The following is a 19,271-nucleotide window of genomic DNA, read 5'->3' as shown; positions in this document are numbered from 1 at the left end:
TCGTCAGGATAAAAAGGCCATTGTAAATAATGTCCTTTTTTGTTTTATATAGTCTCACATCGTATCACTACAGCGCATGTTTCGTGTGTACTTAAAGGTGTACTTATTCAGGTTTAAGTACACACGTTTAAGTACACCCCCTCTGATGATGAGAGACATATGGGAAAACTGACAGACATACAAATCCGTACATGGATTAGAAACAATGAGTACTTTGCGGGTCGCTCTGACGGGAATGGGTTATACATCTGTTTTCCAAAGACTTATAGCGCCCCATTCTGGCGATTTCGCTACAAAATGGCGGGCAAAGCCAGAGTTATGCTGATTGGCTATTACTCCAGCATTTCGCTCGCGAAAGCGCGGGAAATTGCTAAAGAACTTTCTGCCCGTGTCGCTCTGGGACATGACGTAGCGGGAGAGAAGCAGGAACGTAAGGCTGAAGCGCTGAAGAAGATGGAGGAGGAGAAACATGCACTCCGCGTTTCAGAACTGGCGGCAGAATACTTTGAACGTCAGATCCTCAATCGGTGGAAGCACCCTGACATTCTACGCCGCCGCATAGACAAAGACATCAACCCCGCAATCGGGAATCACAGAATCGAAGATGTTAAACCCTGGCATATCGACGATATGCTACAAAAAATCGTCCGACGTGGCGCTCCTACAGTTGCCAATGACGTGCTTCGCTGGACCCGCCGTATTTTTGATTACGGTATCAAGCGACATATGCTTGAAAGCAATCCTACTAGTGCTTTTGAAATCTCAGATGCTGGCGGACAGGAGCAAAGCAGAGAACGCTGGCTCAGCCGTGAAGAGTTGATGAAGCTCTTCCAGGCTATGCCCATGACAAAAGGCTTCTCACGTCAAAACGAGTTGACAATGAAACTTCTGCTGGTGTTCTGCTGCCGTAAGATGGAGCTTTGTGGAGCTCGATGGGAGGAGTTCGATCTTGATGAAGCGGTCTGGCACTTACCCGCTGAACGAGTGAAGAATGGTGATGCGATCGATATCCCTATCCCTGCACCAGCGCTTGAATGGTTGAAAGAACTGCATCAGATGTCCTGCAATAGCCAGTGGGTTCTTCCAGCAAGAAAGATGCAGCACCGCATGATCCCCCATATTCAAGAAAGCACACTGCCTGTTGCGCTGAGCAAGGTAAAGAGCAATCTACCTGATATGCCTAATTTCACTATTCATGATTTTCGACGTACCGCGCGTTCACATCTGGCGGCATTAGGGGTTGATCCGGTAGTTGCAGAGCGCTGTTTGAACCACAGAATCAAAGGCGTTGAAGGGATTTATAACCGTTATCAGTATTTTGATGAGAGGAGGCAAGCCCTTGAGCTTTGGGCTGACTTGCTCGTATCTCTGGAAAGAGGTGAAGGCTATAACGTGATGCCACTTAGAAAGGCTTAGAGTGAAACGTACGGGCACAAACTCGCTATATCAGCCGACCTATGAAAAGCTAATGTTACAAACATCACATTATGTTGCTCGGAGTAGACGCTTCGACTTGATTAGCAGATTATTCCTATGTTCTACTCTAGTTTAAGCTCAAAGATCGATGTTCAAATTGAACGGTCGCAGCTAATGTTGTATTAATTTTAATCATCAATTCAGCCCATTAAAGGGATTTTGAAATGGATATTGAAATCAGCCATTGTAACAATATTGATTGTGCCCGTATCACACTTTCAGAAAACAAACTGAACATTAAATTTGCTCCGAACGGTACTGGCAAGAGCACCATCTCTCGCGCAATACTGTACAGCGCTGTTGGCGATACTGAGAACCTGAACGCCCTCCTTCCCTTTAAGCTTCGCTCGTCGAATCCCTCAGGTTTCCAACCGAGCGTGAGCGGCGCGGAAAATATTCACGACGTTATGTGCTTTGATGAAAAATACGTTGCGCAATTTACCTTTCAACCAAACGAGCTTGTCAGTAACAGTTTTGACATTTTTATCAAAACTGAGGCTTATAGTCAGACCGAAGGTGAAATTGAGGCTATGGTCATGGCCATACGGCAGGAGTTTACAGCTAACGACGAGCTAGATCTTTTCATTACTCATCTACAGGAACTCAGCGGGGCGTTTAAGCTCAGCAACAGAGGGTTATCCAGAGCCTCAACGGGGATGAGGGGGCTGGCCGGCGGCAATAAGCTACAGCATATCCCCGCTGGACTCGAACTCTACCAGCCATTTATACAAAGCCTACGCAACGTAGAGTGGATCGAATGGCAGACTAAGGGATATGAAAATTTCTCTGGACTGTCAGAAGGTTGCTGCCCTTTCTGCACAGGTGATTCTCACGATAAAACCGAGCAGATTCGCAGAGTCAGTGATGAGTATGACAAGGCCGTAATCAAAAACCTCGTAGTCATCATTAATGTGCTTAGCGAACTGGGGGGCTACTTTTCCGACGCAGCGAAGGCACTGCTGACGGAAATTACGACGCTACAGGGAGGCTTGGAACAGCACCACGAAGATTATCTCCTTTCAATCAAGCGGCAAACCGACAATCTACTTACACTGCTGAATACATTAAAAAACCTTAATAGTTTTTCGTTCAGTGATGCAAGTAATGTGCGTGCGTCTCTGGCGGCCTGCCGGTTGGATCTGCAATTCTTTCCTGACTTACGGTCGAATCAAACCCAACGAATAGTTGACCGGCTCAACACTTCACTAGATGTACTCATGACACATGCAGGCCAGCTTCAAGGAAAAATTAATATACAGCGTGCTGGTATGCAACGACTAATCTCTAAGCACAAGACAGATATCAATACATTCCTAGCATATGCAGGCTACCGATATCAGGTCGATATTTCCGGCGATGGTGCAGAATGTCGACTCAAACTGCGGCATTTGGATCACGATGACCATCTCAGAGGAGGAAGTCAGCATCTCAGTTACGGTGAACGTAATGCATTTGCTATTGTCCTCTTTATGTACGAATGTCTTGCCCGCAGACCCGATTTAATAGTCCTGGACGATCCCATTTCCTCATTCGACAAGAACAAAAAATTTGCCATTCTTGAAATGCTATTCCGTCGTGATACAGGAGAGTGCCTGAAAAGCCTGACAGTACTAATGTTGACACACGATGTTGAACCCATCATTGATACACTCAAATCAGTTAGACAGATGTTTAATAATCAGGTCATGGCATCATATCTCCGCTATAGTACAGGAACTATAACGGAGATACCAATTCGCGATAGCGATATAATGACATTTGCACAAATATGCAAGACAGTGACTGAGTCAAATTGTGACGATCTAATTAAGCTGATCTACCTACGCCGACATTACGAAATTCTGGACGATCGCGGAGATGCTTATCAGGTGCTCTCAAACCTTTTTCACGGCCGAGCTTCACCCATTGATTCGCGCGAGCCGAAAGAGGAAGGTACAGGTTATCCTCCTATGGCTGCTAATAAGTTGCAAACAGGGTGCGACGAGATCACTCAGCGTATTCCTAATTTTAACTACGCTTACATGCTAGGCCTTCTATCTACTCCAGCGTACATTATGGCTCTCTACCAAAATTGTAGAACTGGGTATGAGAAACTGCAGGTATTCAGGTTGTTAGAGCCAGAAGTGAATAATCGAGTAATTCGCAAGTTTGTGAATGAAACGTATCATATTGAAAATGAATTTATCTGCCAACTCGATCCGGCTCGATTCGATCTGATCCCTGAATACGTCATCTTAGAATGTGACAGGCTTCTTATCCCGACTCAATCAGCCAATGATCAGATAGGGCAGGAGGTCGTATAATATGCCTGTACATAATTTTTTAACGATTCGTCCAAATTACGGATTGGAATTTACAGCGGCTTAGTGCTACTCCGAATTAGCAGTATAGGTTTGTTAATATATTAAACGTGTGATTTTTCAAACTGTCCTTACAATCATTTTTAACATCGATAAAACTTACTGAGGAAATTAAACATGGCTAATAACTATGACCTTATCGCTGAAGCAATCAAAGGAAAGCTACAAGTAACAGCTTATTACCAAGGATATTATCGGGAAATGTGCCCCCATGCGCTTGGTAAAAAAAGAGGTAAATATCAAGCACTATTTTATCAATTTGGAGGAAGTGGTAGCAAAGGCCCTGTAACCCCCAACTCTCCTTCGAACTGGCGGTGCATTCCATTAGAAGGGTTAACAGATATAAAATTAAGACATGGGGAATGGCATACCGCAAAAAATCATAGCCAAGCCCAAACATGTATTGATCAAATTGATTTAGAAGTTAAAATATAACGCCAGTGACTTCAATTTCAAAATTTAATTTAGAATATCTTAAAGTAAAATATTTGAGTTACCATTTTCATCAGGGAAATGATATTTATTGGGAAAATAATGTAGCCCTCATTATTATATAAATTTTTATTAGTAATAATAATCGAGTCATTATGAACTATAAACAGAAAATAAGAGAGTGGACTGATGAGGAAACTTGGAAAAAATTCTCAGTCGACTTTCTTAATGACATGGGATGGCAAGCCTATGAAATATCTGGAAATCTAGGTATTTGCGATTACAATGGAACAAGATATCTTGTTTCTTTCAGGCATAACATTAATGGAGGTGCTATAGGTACTAAGTTAGAAAAAAACATTACTGACAGAATAAAAAAACACAATGCAGAAGGTTTTATAGGTTTTTACTCTGGAAATTACACAACATCTTTACTTGAGAGACTTACATCAATGCAAGTCAACTTTAAGTTATTTAACGGTTCCAGAATAACCACATTTATCCCGTTTACACATTCAAACATTATTGATACTTACTTCGGCAGTGGAATAAAGGGTCATCATCTTATCCCTGCGAACTATTATATTAATCTAAATGATGAGTCATCTTACAAGCCACTAAAGTGCATGTGTGGATGTAATGCAGATATTTTAGACCCTTTAAATATTACAAACTCCATGGTCTTAATACACAGATGTAACAATTTTATTTTTTTATATTACGGACTTAAGCACTGTATAAATGGAATAGATGATAATACAGAGTGTGGTTGGCTTGAGATAAGCCAAGTACTACATCCTGACCAGTTCATTGAATGGAATCAATCTATTAGGATTTTTCTCAAGAACAATTTGGGTCTTAACACTTCTGAGTTTTATAAATACAAAAGAATCTTTACCATGAGGATCATGCAAAGGATTAGATCTGTTAATGGCGGACTTTTTTCGAGGTTAGCGTAGAATGAATATATTCCAAAATATGACTCCAGATGATTGGGAGAATTTTGCTGCATATTATTTAGAAAACATCGGATATACTATTTTAGAAGGTGCTTCAGTAGGACCTGATAGAGGTAAAGATTTAATTGCTGAAAAAGAATCAGTACGCAGCTTAGTTAGTTGTAAAAACAATGTCAGATCGAATAAATCTGTAACACTTGCTGATGAAGATTCAATCCTTGATAGAATGTCACAGCATAAAACGGAATTGTTTATAGGGTTTTATTCAACGAGGGCTGGAGATAATTTAAAAAAATATTTAAACTCATCCAATATCCCTCATACAATAATAGAAAGTTATGAAATATTAAAAAATTTAAAAAGCCTTCCTTTTATGGTCAATCAAAGTTTTTTTGACTCAGGAAGAATTACTCAGCCTAAGTTATTTGGGGCAGAGTATGAACCTTTACTTTGTTGTTGTGGCTGTAGTAAAGATCTATTAGATTCTGATAAAATTGAAAACGCAAAATGTTACTTATTTGAGAACAATAATGATTTAACATTAGAATGGTACTTAGATGACCATAGCACCAATCATGAATGCATTAGGCAGCTCTCAATAAAAAAATTCCTTTATTTAAGAGAATTGAATGCAACAATCAGTGAAATTGAAGATTCCATCGACGCGCAAAAATATAATATTACTGCCCAATTTGATGAAGCTTTAACCACATTGTTGGAATTAAGTCATCAGATGATTTATCCATCAGGCTGGGCTATTGGTTAGCTAACCTTCACAGCAGTGGGATGACTTCCGCCTCCCGCTCATAATAGACTGCCATATTTCTCTGTGAAAATAGTTTAGCTAAATATAGTAGCTAACAGAAATGATTGGTATTCAATACAGGCAAGTATCACTACTGCTCTTGATACTTGCCTAATCAATTATTATTTTTTGTACTTTCCGTCCATAGAACCAACAGCTGAAATACCACAATAGTTATCGCAGCTACGTGTCATAACATTGACAGAACCATCTTTCAATTCACTAATTACTGCTACACATGCACTCGATGAGTCGCTGTAAACCCAACGATTTCGCTGCCCTGCGCCTGAACCGACACGTTCTGCAATGCCCTCCATATTACATACGCCAGAAGCATTACCGTGAGATGCATTAATATTAAATTCAGCAGTGTTATTCCCCGTCGACAATGATAAAGCGCCATTTCGCTTAACGTATTCAGCTGCATGCGCCATAGTAAAGCTACTGGCCAATAGAAAAGTTAGGACTATCTTTTTCATTATTACTCCTTTATATACTGTTAAATATAAAAAACATCTATACCAACAAATTATTACCGATATAATTTTGTACTAGAATACCCTTGTTTTCGTGTTTCCATGCGTTGAGTATCATAGGTGTTTCCGCAATTAACACACGAATAAACATTAGTAATTTTGTATCGTTCTTCTGTCCAAGTTGACTTTATAATCATCTGCTTTCCATAATGAGGGCCTCGTGTATCTCCACCAACAACGGCTTGGTTTTGAGTTTTACTCTTGGGTATGGCTGATAAAAATTTTCTTTTAGTATCTATTAGTTGAATACTATATGAAGCATTGCAAACCTTACATCTAACACCACTTGAAATAAAATAAAAAACCAATTTTACAATAGGAAATAAAAGCAGTAAAAAGATTAATGTACTGACAATTATACGAATCGGTATTTCCAGAGGCGTGAAGATATAACCTATGCCTGAAATAACTGCCGTCACCCCCACTCCATATAGCCATGAATGAACGTTCGCTACACGTTTAATTTCATCTTGCTCTTTATTCATAGTGCTCTCCTAAATTAACTCATATTATCTATGTTGAGTAACTTGACCGACCTCATTTCCTCTTCTTTAATCAGCCAATCGTATATGTATGCGAAACATAGGGAGACTCAATAATCCTGAACGTCCCCGCGCCAACAACATGGTTCATTACTTTTACATTCTGGATAGATGATTTTTCGCGTAATTGTGCTCGATGGTAAAACGCAGAATATGCCACCAAGCCTTCCCCCCAGCTAATTTCTCTTGTTGGGGCAACAATCGCATTGCAGAATGATTTGTGTAGGATAAATAACTCTTCTGCACCATTACCAACAGAGCAACTTGAAAAACAAATGCATTTCCCTCTTAATATCGGCCAGGCAAGTCGATCTAAATCTCGCCATGTAATAATAGCATCATCTGTTAGAGCAAAGCCTCTATCATATCCATGAGCACTTATGTGGACATATTTAATATTTTCTCTTTGAGCGACTTTTAACGCTTTAATGAGCATTTTCTCATTGATAGCCTCAATGCTTTTGGCATTGACACCTTGTAACTGAAGTATACGCTTTAATGTTTCTCCTTCACCTCTGCCATCATAAATATCCTGATCACTACGTGATTCTATAATCAATACTTCCTGTTTTTTCATCAGCCACGCCAAACAAGATATTCGTTTATGAGTTTGTTATAGACATACCAAAAAACTCCCATCTACAGTTCAAGGAATTGGTTATCGCAAAAGCGTTAGATTACTAGATATTCACTGTCTTGCTCCCTTCTCCCCCTTCACCACAACGACTATAGATGCGCAAAATTCATTTATAATCCATAGATGATGTTTATACAAGAGAAAAAAGGCCACAAACTTCCATCTATAGACATTTTATGGAAGTGAAGAGCAGTATATGGCCCAGTTACCCTCAGATAGTGCAGACAAACAGGTAGGCCAACGCATTCAAATGCGTCGTAAAGAACTGGGAATGACAGCCCAGCATTTAGCGGAGCTTGTGGATATATCCCACCAACAGCTTTCGCGTTATGAACGTGGAACAAACAAGATCAACGTTGCCCATCTCGTGAACATCGCGGTAAAGCTCAACACACCGATTAGCTGGTTTTTCATTGATTGCTTCTCGACGTTTGAAAATGATATCCAGAAACAACAGGATTTCGCACCTGTAAAAGATGCAGACTTGAAGAGTCGACTTGATAATATTTGGCCTCGCTTAACACATGAGCAGAGGCGCTTATTGATTATGTTTCTTGATAAATACACCAAACAATAATGATAAACAATGGCTAGTTTATCCAAAAACTTAAAGAAAGATGTTTATTTATCTTCTTCATTTAATATAGATAGCCGGCTAAGAAGAAGCTTCTTATTCAACAATTTCTTAATATGTCTTTCCTTCCAGTCATATCTGTCATCACCATTAAATACTGCACATGGATGTCGAATTTTTCTTTCCTTCATGCTATTGATTATTTGAGAATCAGAAAGTCCTAGATCATTTTTAAAATGATCAACTGTCTTATATAAATCGTATAATTCTTTTGATGCTTGTGATTGAGGTTGACACAACTGCTGCGTCTTTTCAAGACGTAGCAAATAAGCTAAAGCAGCAGAATAACTTTCTATAAGGTTGTGCATTCCCGGCACTGGTCTTTTATGCCCCAAACTTTCACATAAGTCCGCCAATTTTTCATAGGTATCATTATCAATTCTAATTAATATTTTTTTCTCGCCTAGTTCTTTCAGTCGTTCCTGACGTCTATTTTGATAATCTTTGTCTCTCTGTTTTCGGGCTGCCACTTCATCATCTTCCAAACACTTTTCCACTTTTGCCATAACGCCATACCTCGCCTCAAAATCTGACGATCAGATTACCCTGTGGTTAGTAGTTGTCAACATTATAGTCTGATGATCAGATCCATACTCAATCACAATCTGATCATCAGATCCTTATAGTTTTTGCTGAAAAGCCCTTTCAAACGACTTTTAGGTGAATCTGACGATCAGATTCACCTATTTAACATCAAAATTTAGCGGTTTTGGAAATCTGTAAATGCATTTCGCATCAATTGGATGCGTAAACCAAACGGGCTTTTACGATGCATGCCTCACGTCTGATCAAACTCAAAACCGTCCTTGAATACTGTGCCTTCTCACGTGCCACCCTCTATCGTCAGATAAAAGCTGGCCACTTCCCTGAACCTGTACGCCTGACAGGTGGAATAGCCAGCACAAACGAATCCTCGCGTGCTGTTGCATGGCGAGAAGAGGAAATACTGCGATGGATTGCTAATCGTCAAAAAGTGTCGTTAGCAGAAACCAAAATTTGATGACGTTTATGGATCAGAAAATCCCATCCCTCTAATAGCACGTTATATGCACATAGATAGGAATAGTGAGAGTCATAACTGATATTGATTCATATGTTGATTATGGCCTCATATTGGCTGTAACTCTCACTATTTTGAGAAGGAATAGTTATGTTATTACACAGAAGCAATATAGAGATATGCCCCTCTTTAAACATCGGCAGAGATAAGCATGATCATTACTTAAGAATTAGAATTGATAAGTTAACGGTAGTCAGTGATTTTCTTACTGAAGAGGAAAAAAGGGAAGTGTATATTAAGCTGGAAAAAATGAATCAGCGGAAGGAAAAGAAGTATAGAGTTGAATACATTAAGAACAAAAAGGACAAACCTTATCGCAAATCATTAAATATATACAGTAGAACGAGGAACTCACCATTACTATTACATATTGATTATGTTCCGAAACATCCTAATACAGGAGGGCTACGTTTGGATTTTAATCCTCAACATATGACAAAAGTAAAAATAGATGATTTAGTATCATGGATAAATAGCAACTTAGGTGAGATATTTTATCGACTACTTGTTCGAGCTTGGGTTACAAGGGTTGACGTAGCTCTTGATGTATATGACTGCAAGCTAGATGATTACCTGTGGGGATTAAAAAATGCAGAGAAGAGCACGTATTACGATACTGAAAATAGTTTACCGGGAGTAAGAATCGGCAGCAATCGCTCTCTTCTACATATTCATTGTTATGAAAAAGTTAATACGCTCCGCGACAAAAAACTCATTCTGGAGGATAGGGCCAAATTCATTAACATCAATCTGGATGAGCGTAAGCGCTTCTTGCGTATCGAAGCTCGGTACAAACCTGGCGCTAAACCAGCCGGTAAAAAAGCGGGGGCTATGAGGTTGGCCCAACTCCTAGTGATGAAGAACCCTTTTGAACGGTTTCAAGTCTACTCTAAGGGTTTAGTCGATGAGCTACTAAAAAGAGAATACTTAAATGACCTCCCTAAAGAACCCAGTGTCATAGCTTTGAAGAGTTGTTTTAAGCAGCCACTTGGGCGTTCACGCTTGACTGCCTTACTTGCTAGACATAAAACAGTGCTTTTCGATGAACGTAAGATCTGGGATCAGTGGCCACGCTGCGTTGAGCAATTAAGCAGCATACACAGCATAGCATGTGCTTAAGGTGTACTTAAGGGTGTAGCTAATCGAAAATATGATTAGATAAATATATTATAAATCATAGTATATACAGCACTATTCAACATTCAGATCCAACATCGAGTAACGTCCGGTACTCATGGCCCGCCGGTGGTGGGCCACTTTAGCTTTTCTAAGCCAAAAAAACCGCTTAAAAACATTACATCCCTACAGGTTAAGGTTCAAACCCGCTTCAGGCATTAGTTTTTCTAAACCAAATCGCTTCGCCTTAGAAAATCTCAATCGTGATATAGCGCACAAATCGCTACCCTTTCGTCACTAATTTCGGGGGCGTCTGTGTTACTGCATATTCTTTATCTCATCGGCATTACGGCTGAAGCCATGACGGGCGCGCTGGCTGCCGGGCGTCGACGCATGGATACGTTTGGCGTCATCATCATTGCCACGGCGACGGCCCTTGGCGGCGGGTCGGTGCGCGATATTCTGTTAGGCCATTATCCGCTGGGCTGGGTAAAACATCCGGAATACGTGATCATTGTTGCGATTGCTGCGGTACTGACCACCATCATGGCCCCGGTGATGCCCTATTTACGTAAGCTTTTTCTGGTGCTGGATGCACTAGGTCTGGTGGTTTTTTCTATCATCGGCGCGCAGATAGCGCTGGATATGGGGGAAGGACCGATTATTGCCACCATTGCCGCCGTAGTGACCGGCGTATTTGGTGGCGTGCTGCGCGACATATTCTGTAAACGCATTCCGCTGGTCTTCCAGAAAGAGCTTTACGCGGGCGTGGCATTTTCCGCCGCCGTGCTCTACGTCGCGCTGCAACATTACGTGAGTAACCACGATATCGTGGTTATCGCCACCTTGCTGTTTGGCTTTACGGCCCGTTTGCTGGCGCTGCGCCTGAAGCTGGGCTTACCGGTGTTTTACTACAAACACAACGCGCACTGAAGTCAAAACCCGGGTATTTTCTGGTCGGCGAGCCACTGCGCCAGCCGGGAAATATCCGGATGATGTACTGCGTTCACCATGGATTGCGCCCGCGCGCTTCCCATACCGGGTAAACGTTGCCAGCCTTGCTCATCGCGCGCCACTATCTCCTGCCAGTGATTATCCGCCAGCGCCCCCAGCGCCGCCCTGCTAAGCGGTAAACCCAGCGCCGTTACCCACCGTTTGAAAGGCTGCTGCCGCACCAGACTGAACTGATGCCAGAGCTGTGCGGCACGCGAGGGAGTTACTCCCGGCGTATTACGCAACTGCTCCGGCGTCAGCGCCATCCATGAGAAGATGTGCGTGAAAGCATGCGCCTGATGCAGCGTCTGCCAGCCTGCGCGTCCCAGGCCATCAATATCGAAAACCGCTTTTGATCCAAGCCATTCGAGCCGCGCCACAAACTGTTCCTCGCAACCGGGGACGGCATAAAAACAGGTCAGCGCATTATATTTCTGCGCAGGCGGCGTCGGTTTCGCGCGCTGTGTGCTGCGCCACACCACGCTATCAATGCGAGGGATCCCCTGTCCGGCCAGGCTTACCAATACCTGATCGCCCGCCGCAATATCCAGCGTTTGCCACCGCGCAAGAGAGCCAACATTCACCCGCTGCACCGCTTTATCATCCAGCTTTATTGTCTGGAGCTGCGCCACTGCGCTAATCTTTCCGGTTCGGCCCACCGTGAAGTTAATGGCTTTCACCTCGGCAACCTGAGAGGGCGGTTGATATTTCCAGGCCGCGACCCAACTGCCCTGCGTCGGTAGCCAGTGTTTTCCCTCTGGCTCAATGGCAGAGCGAATCACCACGCCATCGGTCACAAACGGCAGCGGCGTTGTAAACCAGCGATCGCGCCACGCGGCGATCTCTTCCAGCCGCGTCACTTTCTGTGAATACCGCTGAGCCAGAGGAAACCCCGCCTGGCTTAACAGCATCAGACGGTGGTCCATTTTTTGCGGCCCATCCGGCCATGCCCAGATAAATACGCCCAACCGGGTCAGCGCGTTGCTTTCCCCTTGCTGCATCAGCGCCCCGGCGACTTTCGCGCGGGCGTTCATGCCGCCCATCTGTTTTTGAATCTGATTATCCCGTTGCAGGTAGATTTCCCCCTGCAACACGCTCTCCGAAAGCGCCCCTGTCACCGTTTGTGGGATGGCAGGAATGCGCCGTGCTTTCTCAGTCCAGTCCTCGCCTTTCAGGCCATCGCCGCGACTGATAGCCTGCTTTAAACGCCCCTGATGATAAACGAGCGTCACCGCGACGCCGTCGACTTTTGGCTGAACCCAGAGATCTCGCTTCCCCGCTATCCACTGGCTCACCGCGCGCGCATCGGCCAGTTTCTGTACCCCCGTATGAGCGACCGGGTGCAACACGCCGGACGTCAGACCCGGTGGCGCACTTTCACCGCTTTCCTCATAGCCAAAACAGCGCCGCCACTGCGTCAGGCGTGCTGAAAGCTGATCGTAAACGCTATCGCTCACATCACTTGCACCCTGCCGCCAGTAATTGTCGTTCCAGCGTGCGATTTGTGCCGTAAGCTGGGCGATTTCCCGTTCTGCTCGGGCAGGCGCCCAGGCAGGACACGTCGCCTGAGCTCCGGTAACTGTCGCGATGAACAGCAGTAGTATCCTTTTCACTTTCACCCCTCCTTTTACGCTATAGACGTTTTATCCTCAGGAGAAAAAGAGTGCCAACGGGCAAAGCAAAATCTCCGGCAAGGCTTCCAGAGAAATGGCGTTGTTGCTGCAACAGGCAATGAAATCAGGAAAGCGGCTCGCAAAATGAAAGAAACCAGTGCAAAAAGTGTGACGAAGGCTACGTCACGTAACGGCGACGTGTATAATAGGCTCGTATGTAAGCTCACTTTCGTTTAACACATACATAAGATTCTCATGGCTCAAGGCACGCTTTATATTGTTTCTGCCCCCAGCGGCGCGGGTAAATCCAGCCTGATTCAGGCGTTGTTGAAAACCCAGCCGCTGTACGATACTCAGGTTTCCGTTTCGCACACCACGCGCGCACCGCGTCCGGGTGAGGCGCACGGTGAACACTACTTCTTTGTGAATCATGATGAGTTCAGAACCATGATCAGCAATAATGCCTTTCTTGAGCATGCGGAAGTGTTTGGCAATTACTACGGCACCTCGCGGGAAGCTATTGAACAAGTGCTGGCGACCGGCGTGGATGTTTTTCTGGATATTGACTGGCAGGGCGCACAGCAAATTCGTGAGAAAATGCCGCAGGCACGCAGTATTTTTGTCCTGCCACCGTCTAAAATTGAGCTGGATCGCCGTTTGCGCGGTCGCGGTCAGGATAGCGAAGAGGTTATTGCAAAACGTATGGCCCAGGCAGTTGCAGAAATGAGCCATTACGCCGAATATGATTATCTTATTGTGAATGATGATTTCGATACCGCCATCGGCGATCTGAAAACCATCATTCGTGCTGAACGTCTGCGTATGAGCCGCCAGAAACAGCGACATGACGCTTTAATCACCAAACTGTTGGCAGACTGAACCCACTTTCAGTATCATGCCCAGTTCTTTCTTCATCTGTGGAGCATTTTAAGTATGGCACGCGTAACTGTTCAGGACGCTGTAGAGAAAATTGGTAACCGTTTTGACCTGGTACTGGTCGCCGCGCGTCGCGCTCGTCAGATGCAGGTAGGCGGAAAGGATCCGCTGGTACCGGAAGAAAACGATAAAACTACCGTTATCGCGCTGCGCGAGATCGAAGAAGGTCTGATCAACAACCAGATCCTCGACGTCCGTGAGCGCCAGGAACAGCAAGAGCAGGAAGCCGCTGAAATTCAAGCCGTTACCGCTATTGCTGAAGGTCGTCGTTAATCACAAAGCGGGTCGCCCTTGTATCTGTTTGAAAGCCTGAATCAGCTGATTCAAAATTACCTGCCGGAAGACCAGATTAAGCGTCTTCGGCAGGCATATCTCGTTGCACGTGACGCTCACGAGGGTCAGACACGTTCAAGCGGTGAACCCTATATCACACACCCGGTGGCGGTAGCCTGTATTCTGGCCGAGATGAAACTCGACTATGAAACGCTAATGGCTGCGCTGCTGCATGACGTGATTGAAGATACCCCCGCCACCTATCAGGACATGGAACAGCTGTTTGGCAAAAGCGTTGCCGAGCTGGTGGAAGGGGTCTCTAAGCTGGATAAGCTTAAATTCCGCGACAAGAAAGAGGCGCAGGCCGAAAACTTTCGCAAGATGATCATGGCGATGGTGCAGGATATCCGCGTCATTCTCATCAAACTCGCTGACCGCACTCACAACATGCGCACGCTGGGGGCTTTACGCCCGGACAAGCGCCGCCGCATCGCCCGTGAAACCCTCGAAATATATAGCCCGCTGGCGCACCGTTTGGGTATCCATCACATCAAAACCGAGCTGGAAGAGCTGGGCTTTGAAGCGTTGCACCCGAATCGCTATCGCGTGATTAAAGAGGTGGTGAAAGCCGCGCGCGGCAACCGTAAAGAGATGATCCAGAAAATCCTCTCTGAAATCGAAGGGCGTTTACAGGAAGCCGGTATTCCCTGTCGCGTGAGTGGTCGTGAGAAACATCTTTACTCGATTTACTGCAAAATGGTGCTTAAAGAGCAGCGTTTTCACTCGATCATGGACATCTACGCGTTCCGCGTTATCGTTCAGGACGCCGACACCTGTTACCGCGTGCTGGGTCAGATGCACAGCCTGTACAAACCGCGTCCGGGCCGCATGAAGGACTATATCGCCATTCCGAAAGCGAACGGCTATCAGTCTCTGCACACCTCCATGATCGGCCCGCACGGCGTGCCGGTAGAAGTGCAGGTGCGCACCGAAGATATGGATCAGATGGCGGAAATGGGGGTCGCGGCACACTGGGCTTATAAAGAGCACGGTGAAACCAGCACCACGGCACAAATCCGCGCCCAGCGCTGGATGCAAAGCCTGCTGGAACTTCAGCAGAGCGCCGGTAGCTCGTTTGAGTTCATTGAGAGCGTTAAATCCGATCTGTTCCCCGATGAGATTTACGTTTTCACGCCGGAAGGCCGCATTGTTGAACTGCCTGCCGGTGCGACGCCAGTCGACTTCGCCTACGCGGTGCATACCGATATCGGTCACGCCTGCGTCGGCGCACGCGTTGACCGCCAGCCGTACCCGCTCTCGCAGCCACTGACCAGCGGTCAGACCATTGAAATTATTACCGCGCCGGGCGCCCGTCCTAACGCCGCCTGGCTGAACTTTGTCGTCAGCTCGAAAGCGCGCGCCAAAATTCGCCAGCTGCTGAAGAACCTCAAGCGCGACGACTCGGTGAGCCTTGGCCGACGTCTGCTTAATCACGCTCTGGGCGGCAGTCGCAAGCTGGCCGAGATCCCGCAGGAAAGCATTCAGCGTGAACTTGACCGCATGAAGCTCGCCTCGCTGGACGATCTGCTGGCCGAAATTGGTCTTGGCAACGCGATGAGCGTGGTGGTAGCGAAAAACCTTCAGCAGGGTGATGCGATGACGCCCCAACCGGGTAGCGGACATCTGCCCATAAAAGGCGCAGATGGCGTGCTGATCACCTTTGCCAAGTGCTGCCGTCCTATCCCCGGCGATCCGATCATTGCGCACGTCAGCCCTGGTAAAGGTCTGGTTATTCACCATGAATCCTGTCGAAATATTCGCGGCTACCAGAAAGAGCCGGAGAAGTTTATGGCGGTTGAATGGGATAAAGAGACCGAGCAGGAATTTATCACCGAGATCAAGGTAGATATGTTTAATCATCAGGGCGCGCTGGCGAACCTGACGGCGGCGATCAACACGGCGTCCTCAAATATCCAGAGTCTGAACACGGAAGAGAAAGATGGCCGCGTCTACAGCGCCTTTATTCGCCTGACGGCGCGTGACCGCGTGCAGCTGGCGAATATTATGCGCAAAATTCGCGTGATGCCGGACGTCATTAAAGTCACCCGTAACCGAAATTAGCGTATGAATCCACAACGTTATGCGCGTATACGCGAGATGCTCGCCAGACGTCAGCCCGATCTGACGGTGTGTATGGAGCAGGTGCATAAGCCTCATAACGTCTCGGCGATTATCCGTACCGCTGACGCCATCGGCGTGCATGAAGTGCACGCCGTCTGGCCGGGCAACCGGATGCGCACGATGGCTTCTGCGGCGGCGGGCAGCAATAGCTGGGTTGAGGTCAAAACTCACCGCACCATCAGTGATGCCGTTACGCATCTGAAAGGCTGCGGTATGCAGATTCTGGCGACCAATCTTTCCGACAAAGCCGTTGATTTTCGCGAAATCGACTATACCCGCCCGACCTGCATTCTGATGGGCCAGGAAAAAACCGGTATAACTCAGGAAGCGTTAGCCCTCGCCGACCAGGACATCATCATTCCGATGGTCGGCATGGTGCAGTCGCTGAATGTTTCCGTCGCCTCCGCATTGATCCTCTATGAAGCGCAGCGCCAGCGGCAAAACGCGGGGATGTACCTGCGTGAAAACAGCAACCTGCCGGAAGAAGAACAGCAGCGCCTGCTGTTTGAGGGCGGCTATCCGGTACTGGCGCGCGTTGCAAAACGTAAAGGTCTGCCCTATCCGCGCGTCAATGAGCAGGGCGAGCTTGATGCAGACGCCGCATGGTGGTCAACCATGCAGGCCGCAGGCTAAAACATGCAGGGCCGGTTGCTGGACGCCATCCCGCTTAGCTCCCTGACCGGCGTCGGCGCGGCGCAGAGCAGCAAGCTGGCAAAGATTGGCCTGCATACCGTTCAGGATCTCCTTTTACACCTCCCGCTGCGCTACGAAGACCGCACCCAGCTTTATCCTATCGGTGAGTTGCTGCCTGGTATTTACGCTACCGTGGAAGGTGAAGTGCTGAACAGTAATATCACCTTCGGCGGTCGCCGGATGATGACCTGTCAAATCAGCGACGGTTCCGGCATTCTGACCATGCGCTTTTTCAACTTCAACGCGGCGATGAAAAACAGCCTCGCCACCGGGCGACGCGTGCTGGCGTATGGCGAAGCAAAACGCGGGAAGTACGGCGCGGAGATGATCCATCCAGAGTACCGCGTGCAGGGCGATCTCAGCACGCCGGAACTTCAGGAGACCCTGACGCCGGTCTACCCGACGACGGAAGGCGTGAAACAGGCGACGCTGCGCAAGCTGACCGATCAGGCGCTGGATCTGCTGGATACCTGCGCAATTACCGAGCTGTTACCCCCGCAGCTGGCGCAGGGGATGATGACGCTGCCGGAGGCGCTGCGTACCCTGCACCGTCCACCACCGTCACTGCAACTGGCCGATCTGGAAACGGGCCAGCATCCCGCGCAGCGGCGTCTTATTCTTGAAGAACTGCTGGCGCACAATCTCAGCATGCTTGCGCTACGTGCTGGCGCACAGCGCTATCATGCGCAACCGCTCAGCCCGCAGGATGAGTTAAAAAACCGTTTTCTCGCGTCCCTGCCCTTTAAACCGACCGGCGCACAGACGCGGGTAGTGGCGGAAATCGAACATGATATGGCGCTGGATTTTCCGATGATGCGCCTGGTGCAGGGCGATGTCGGCTCCGGTAAAACGCTGGTCGCCGCGCTCGCCGCCTTGCGCGCCATCGCGCACGGCAGGCAGGTGGCGCTGATGGCCCCCACCGAACTGCTCGCCGAGCAACACGCCAGTAACTTCCGCAGCTGGTTTGAACCGCTCGGAATCAACGTCGGCTGGCTGGCAGGTAAGCAAAAAGGCAAAGCGCGGCTTGCTCAGCAGGAGGCGATTGCCAGTGGCCAGGTGCAGATGGTGGTAGGTACCCACGCTATCTTCCAGGAACAGGTGCAATTTAACGGCCTGGCGCTGGTGATCATCGATGAACAGCACCGTTTCGGCGTCCATCAGCGGCTGGCGCTGTGGGAAAAAGGCCAGCAACAGGGTTTTCATCCCCATCAGCTGATCATGACCGCCACGCCGATCCCGCGCACGCTGGCGATGACGGCTTACGCCGATCTGGATACCTCGGTGATTGACGAACTGCCGCCGGGCCGCACGCCCGTTACCACGGTTGCCATTCCGGACACCCGGCGTAGCGATATCATCGATCGCGTGCGCAATGCCTGCACCACCGAAGGACGGCAGGCATACTGGGTTTGTACGCTCATTGAGGAATCAGACCTGCTGGAAGCCCAGGCCGCAGAAGCGACGTGGGAAGAGCTGAAGCTGGCGCTGCCGGAGCTTAACGTCGGTCTGGTGCATGGGCGGATGAAACCGGCTGAGAAACAAGCCGTCATGCAGTCCTTTAAGCAGGGCGAGCTGCACTTGCTGGTGGCGACGACGGTTATCGAAGTGGGCGTGGACGTGCCCAACGCCAGCCTGATGATTATCGAAAACCCGGAGCGTCTGGGGCTGGCGCAGCTTCATCAGCTGCGGGGACGCGTCGGGCGTGGCGCGGTAGCCTCCCACTGCGTGCTGCTCTACAAATCGCCGTTGTCCAAAACCGCGCAAAAACGGTTACAGGTACTGCGCGACAGCACCGACGGTTTTATCATCGCGCAAAAAGATCTCGAAATCCGTGGGCCGGGTGAACTGCTGGGCACCCGCCAGACGGGCAACGCCGAATTCAGGGTGGCAGATTTATTGCGCGATCAGACGATGATCCCCGAAGTTCAGCGCCTGGCGCGCCATATTCACGAACGTTATCCGGAGCAGGCGGTTGCACTGATTGAACGCTGGATGCCGGAAACGGAGCGTTATTCGAATGCCTGA

Annotated in this window: 19 protein-coding genes; 14 read left to right on the top strand and 5 right to left on the bottom strand. The window is 47.3% G+C overall.

Going from position 1 to position 19,271, the window contains the following annotated elements; all coding sequences use genetic code 11:
* Positions 1-159 precede the first annotated feature (159 nt).
* From P0H77_RS00810 to P0H77_RS00790, 5 genes are all read left to right on the top strand, one after another.
* Positions 160-1,416: a site-specific integrase gene (locus P0H77_RS00810; RefSeq protein WP_276161019.1), complete on the top strand. Its 1,257-nt coding sequence runs from the start codon at positions 160-162 to the stop codon at positions 1,414-1,416.
* Positions 1,417-1,640: 224 nt separating this feature from the next.
* A complete protein-coding gene (locus tag P0H77_RS00805; protein ID WP_276161017.1) occupies positions 1,641-3,779 on the top strand; it encodes an AAA family ATPase in 2,139 nt (712 codons plus the stop codon).
* A 174-nt stretch (positions 3,780-3,953) separates the two neighbouring features.
* A complete protein-coding gene (locus P0H77_RS00800; RefSeq protein ID WP_276161016.1) occupies positions 3,954-4,271 on the top strand; it encodes a hypothetical protein in 318 nt (105 codons plus the stop codon).
* A 152-nt stretch (positions 4,272-4,423) separates the two neighbouring features.
* Complete coding sequence (locus P0H77_RS00795) at positions 4,424-5,227, top strand: hypothetical protein (RefSeq protein ID WP_276161014.1); 804 nt, start codon at positions 4,424-4,426, stop codon at positions 5,225-5,227.
* 1 nt (position 5,228) lies between these two features.
* The gene (locus P0H77_RS00790; RefSeq protein ID WP_276161010.1) at positions 5,229-5,993 is read left to right on the top strand and encodes a restriction endonuclease; all 765 of its coding nucleotides are present in this window, start codon (positions 5,229-5,231) and stop codon (positions 5,991-5,993) included.
* 161 nt (positions 5,994-6,154) lie between these two features.
* Here P0H77_RS00790 and P0H77_RS00785 read toward each other — a convergent pair whose 3' ends face one another.
* The 3 genes from P0H77_RS00785 to P0H77_RS00775 all read right to left on the bottom strand — a co-directional run bounded on the left by P0H77_RS00785 (position 6,155) and on the right by P0H77_RS00775 (position 7,687).
* Positions 6,155-6,511, bottom strand: coding sequence for an acyl-CoA dehydrogenase (locus P0H77_RS00785; RefSeq protein ID WP_276161008.1), 357 nt, complete (start codon positions 6,509-6,511; stop codon positions 6,155-6,157).
* Positions 6,512-6,564: 53 nt separating this feature from the next.
* Entirely contained in the window at positions 6,565-7,053 is a 489-nt protein-coding gene (locus P0H77_RS00780; RefSeq protein ID WP_276161006.1) for a hypothetical protein, read from the bottom strand.
* A gap of 70 nt (positions 7,054-7,123) precedes the next feature.
* On the bottom strand, positions 7,124-7,687 hold the full coding sequence (locus P0H77_RS00775; protein WP_276161004.1) for a hypothetical protein: 564 nt from the start codon (positions 7,685-7,687) through the stop codon (positions 7,124-7,126).
* 256 nt (positions 7,688-7,943) lie between these two features.
* Between P0H77_RS00775 and P0H77_RS00770 the strand changes: the two genes are divergently transcribed.
* Positions 7,944-8,324, top strand: coding sequence for a helix-turn-helix transcriptional regulator (locus tag P0H77_RS00770; RefSeq protein WP_276161002.1), 381 nt, complete (start codon positions 7,944-7,946; stop codon positions 8,322-8,324).
* Positions 8,325-8,368: 44 nt separating this feature from the next.
* Here the strand turns inward: P0H77_RS00770 and P0H77_RS00765 are convergent, their stop codons facing one another.
* Complete coding sequence (locus tag P0H77_RS00765) at positions 8,369-8,887, bottom strand: hypothetical protein (protein ID WP_276161000.1); 519 nt, start codon at positions 8,885-8,887, stop codon at positions 8,369-8,371.
* A 263-nt stretch (positions 8,888-9,150) separates the two neighbouring features.
* Between P0H77_RS00765 and P0H77_RS00760 the strand changes: the two genes are divergently transcribed.
* The 3 genes from P0H77_RS00760 (at position 9,151) to P0H77_RS00750 (ending at position 11,490) form a co-directional block, all read left to right on the top strand.
* The gene (locus tag P0H77_RS00760) at positions 9,151-9,381 is read left to right on the top strand and encodes an AlpA family phage regulatory protein (protein ID WP_276160998.1); all 231 of its coding nucleotides are present in this window, start codon (positions 9,151-9,153) and stop codon (positions 9,379-9,381) included.
* Positions 9,382-9,531: 150 nt separating this feature from the next.
* Positions 9,532-10,560 (top strand): hypothetical protein, encoded by a 1,029-nt coding sequence (locus P0H77_RS00755; protein WP_276160995.1) that lies wholly within the window; start codon positions 9,532-9,534, stop codon positions 10,558-10,560.
* A 312-nt stretch (positions 10,561-10,872) separates the two neighbouring features.
* Positions 10,873-11,490 (top strand): trimeric intracellular cation channel family protein, encoded by a 618-nt coding sequence (locus tag P0H77_RS00750; RefSeq protein WP_276160993.1) that lies wholly within the window; start codon positions 10,873-10,875, stop codon positions 11,488-11,490.
* A gap of 2 nt (positions 11,491-11,492) precedes the next feature.
* Here P0H77_RS00750 and ligB read toward each other — a convergent pair whose 3' ends face one another.
* On the bottom strand, positions 11,493-13,163 hold the full coding sequence (gene ligB / locus P0H77_RS00745; RefSeq protein ID WP_276160991.1) for an NAD-dependent DNA ligase LigB: 1,671 nt from the start codon (positions 13,161-13,163) through the stop codon (positions 11,493-11,495).
* Positions 13,164-13,418: 255 nt separating this feature from the next.
* On the opposite strand from ligB, the gene gmk reads away from it, so the two are divergent.
* Genes gmk through recG form a run of 5 tightly spaced genes read left to right on the top strand, consistent with a single transcriptional unit; the run spans position 13,419 to position 19,271 of the window.
* Positions 13,419-14,042, top strand: a complete 624-nt coding sequence (gene gmk / locus P0H77_RS00740; RefSeq protein ID WP_276160990.1) for a guanylate kinase — start codon at positions 13,419-13,421, stop codon at positions 14,040-14,042.
* A 54-nt stretch (positions 14,043-14,096) separates the two neighbouring features.
* Positions 14,097-14,372 (top strand): DNA-directed RNA polymerase subunit omega, encoded by a 276-nt coding sequence (gene rpoZ, locus P0H77_RS00735; RefSeq protein WP_000135057.1) that lies wholly within the window; start codon positions 14,097-14,099, stop codon positions 14,370-14,372.
* Positions 14,373-14,390: 18 nt separating this feature from the next.
* Positions 14,391-16,493, top strand: a complete 2,103-nt coding sequence (gene spoT, locus P0H77_RS00730; RefSeq protein WP_276160989.1) for a bifunctional GTP diphosphokinase/guanosine-3',5'-bis pyrophosphate 3'-pyrophosphohydrolase — start codon at positions 14,391-14,393, stop codon at positions 16,491-16,493.
* A gap of 3 nt (positions 16,494-16,496) precedes the next feature.
* Positions 16,497-17,186, top strand: coding sequence for a tRNA (guanosine(18)-2'-O)-methyltransferase TrmH (gene trmH / locus P0H77_RS00725; RefSeq protein WP_276160984.1), 690 nt, complete (start codon positions 16,497-16,499; stop codon positions 17,184-17,186).
* Between the two features lie 3 nt (positions 17,187-17,189).
* Positions 17,190-19,271: an ATP-dependent DNA helicase RecG gene (gene recG, locus P0H77_RS00720; RefSeq protein WP_276160982.1), complete on the top strand. Its 2,082-nt coding sequence runs from the start codon at positions 17,190-17,192 to the stop codon at positions 19,269-19,271.

Origin of the sequence: Superficieibacter sp. HKU1 (assembly GCF_029319185.1) — a bacterium.
Taxonomy (GTDB): domain Bacteria; phylum Pseudomonadota; class Gammaproteobacteria; order Enterobacterales; family Enterobacteriaceae; genus Superficieibacter.
The sequence above is the reverse complement of the archived record's forward strand: the minus strand, read 5'-3'. Positions and strand labels throughout refer to the sequence as shown.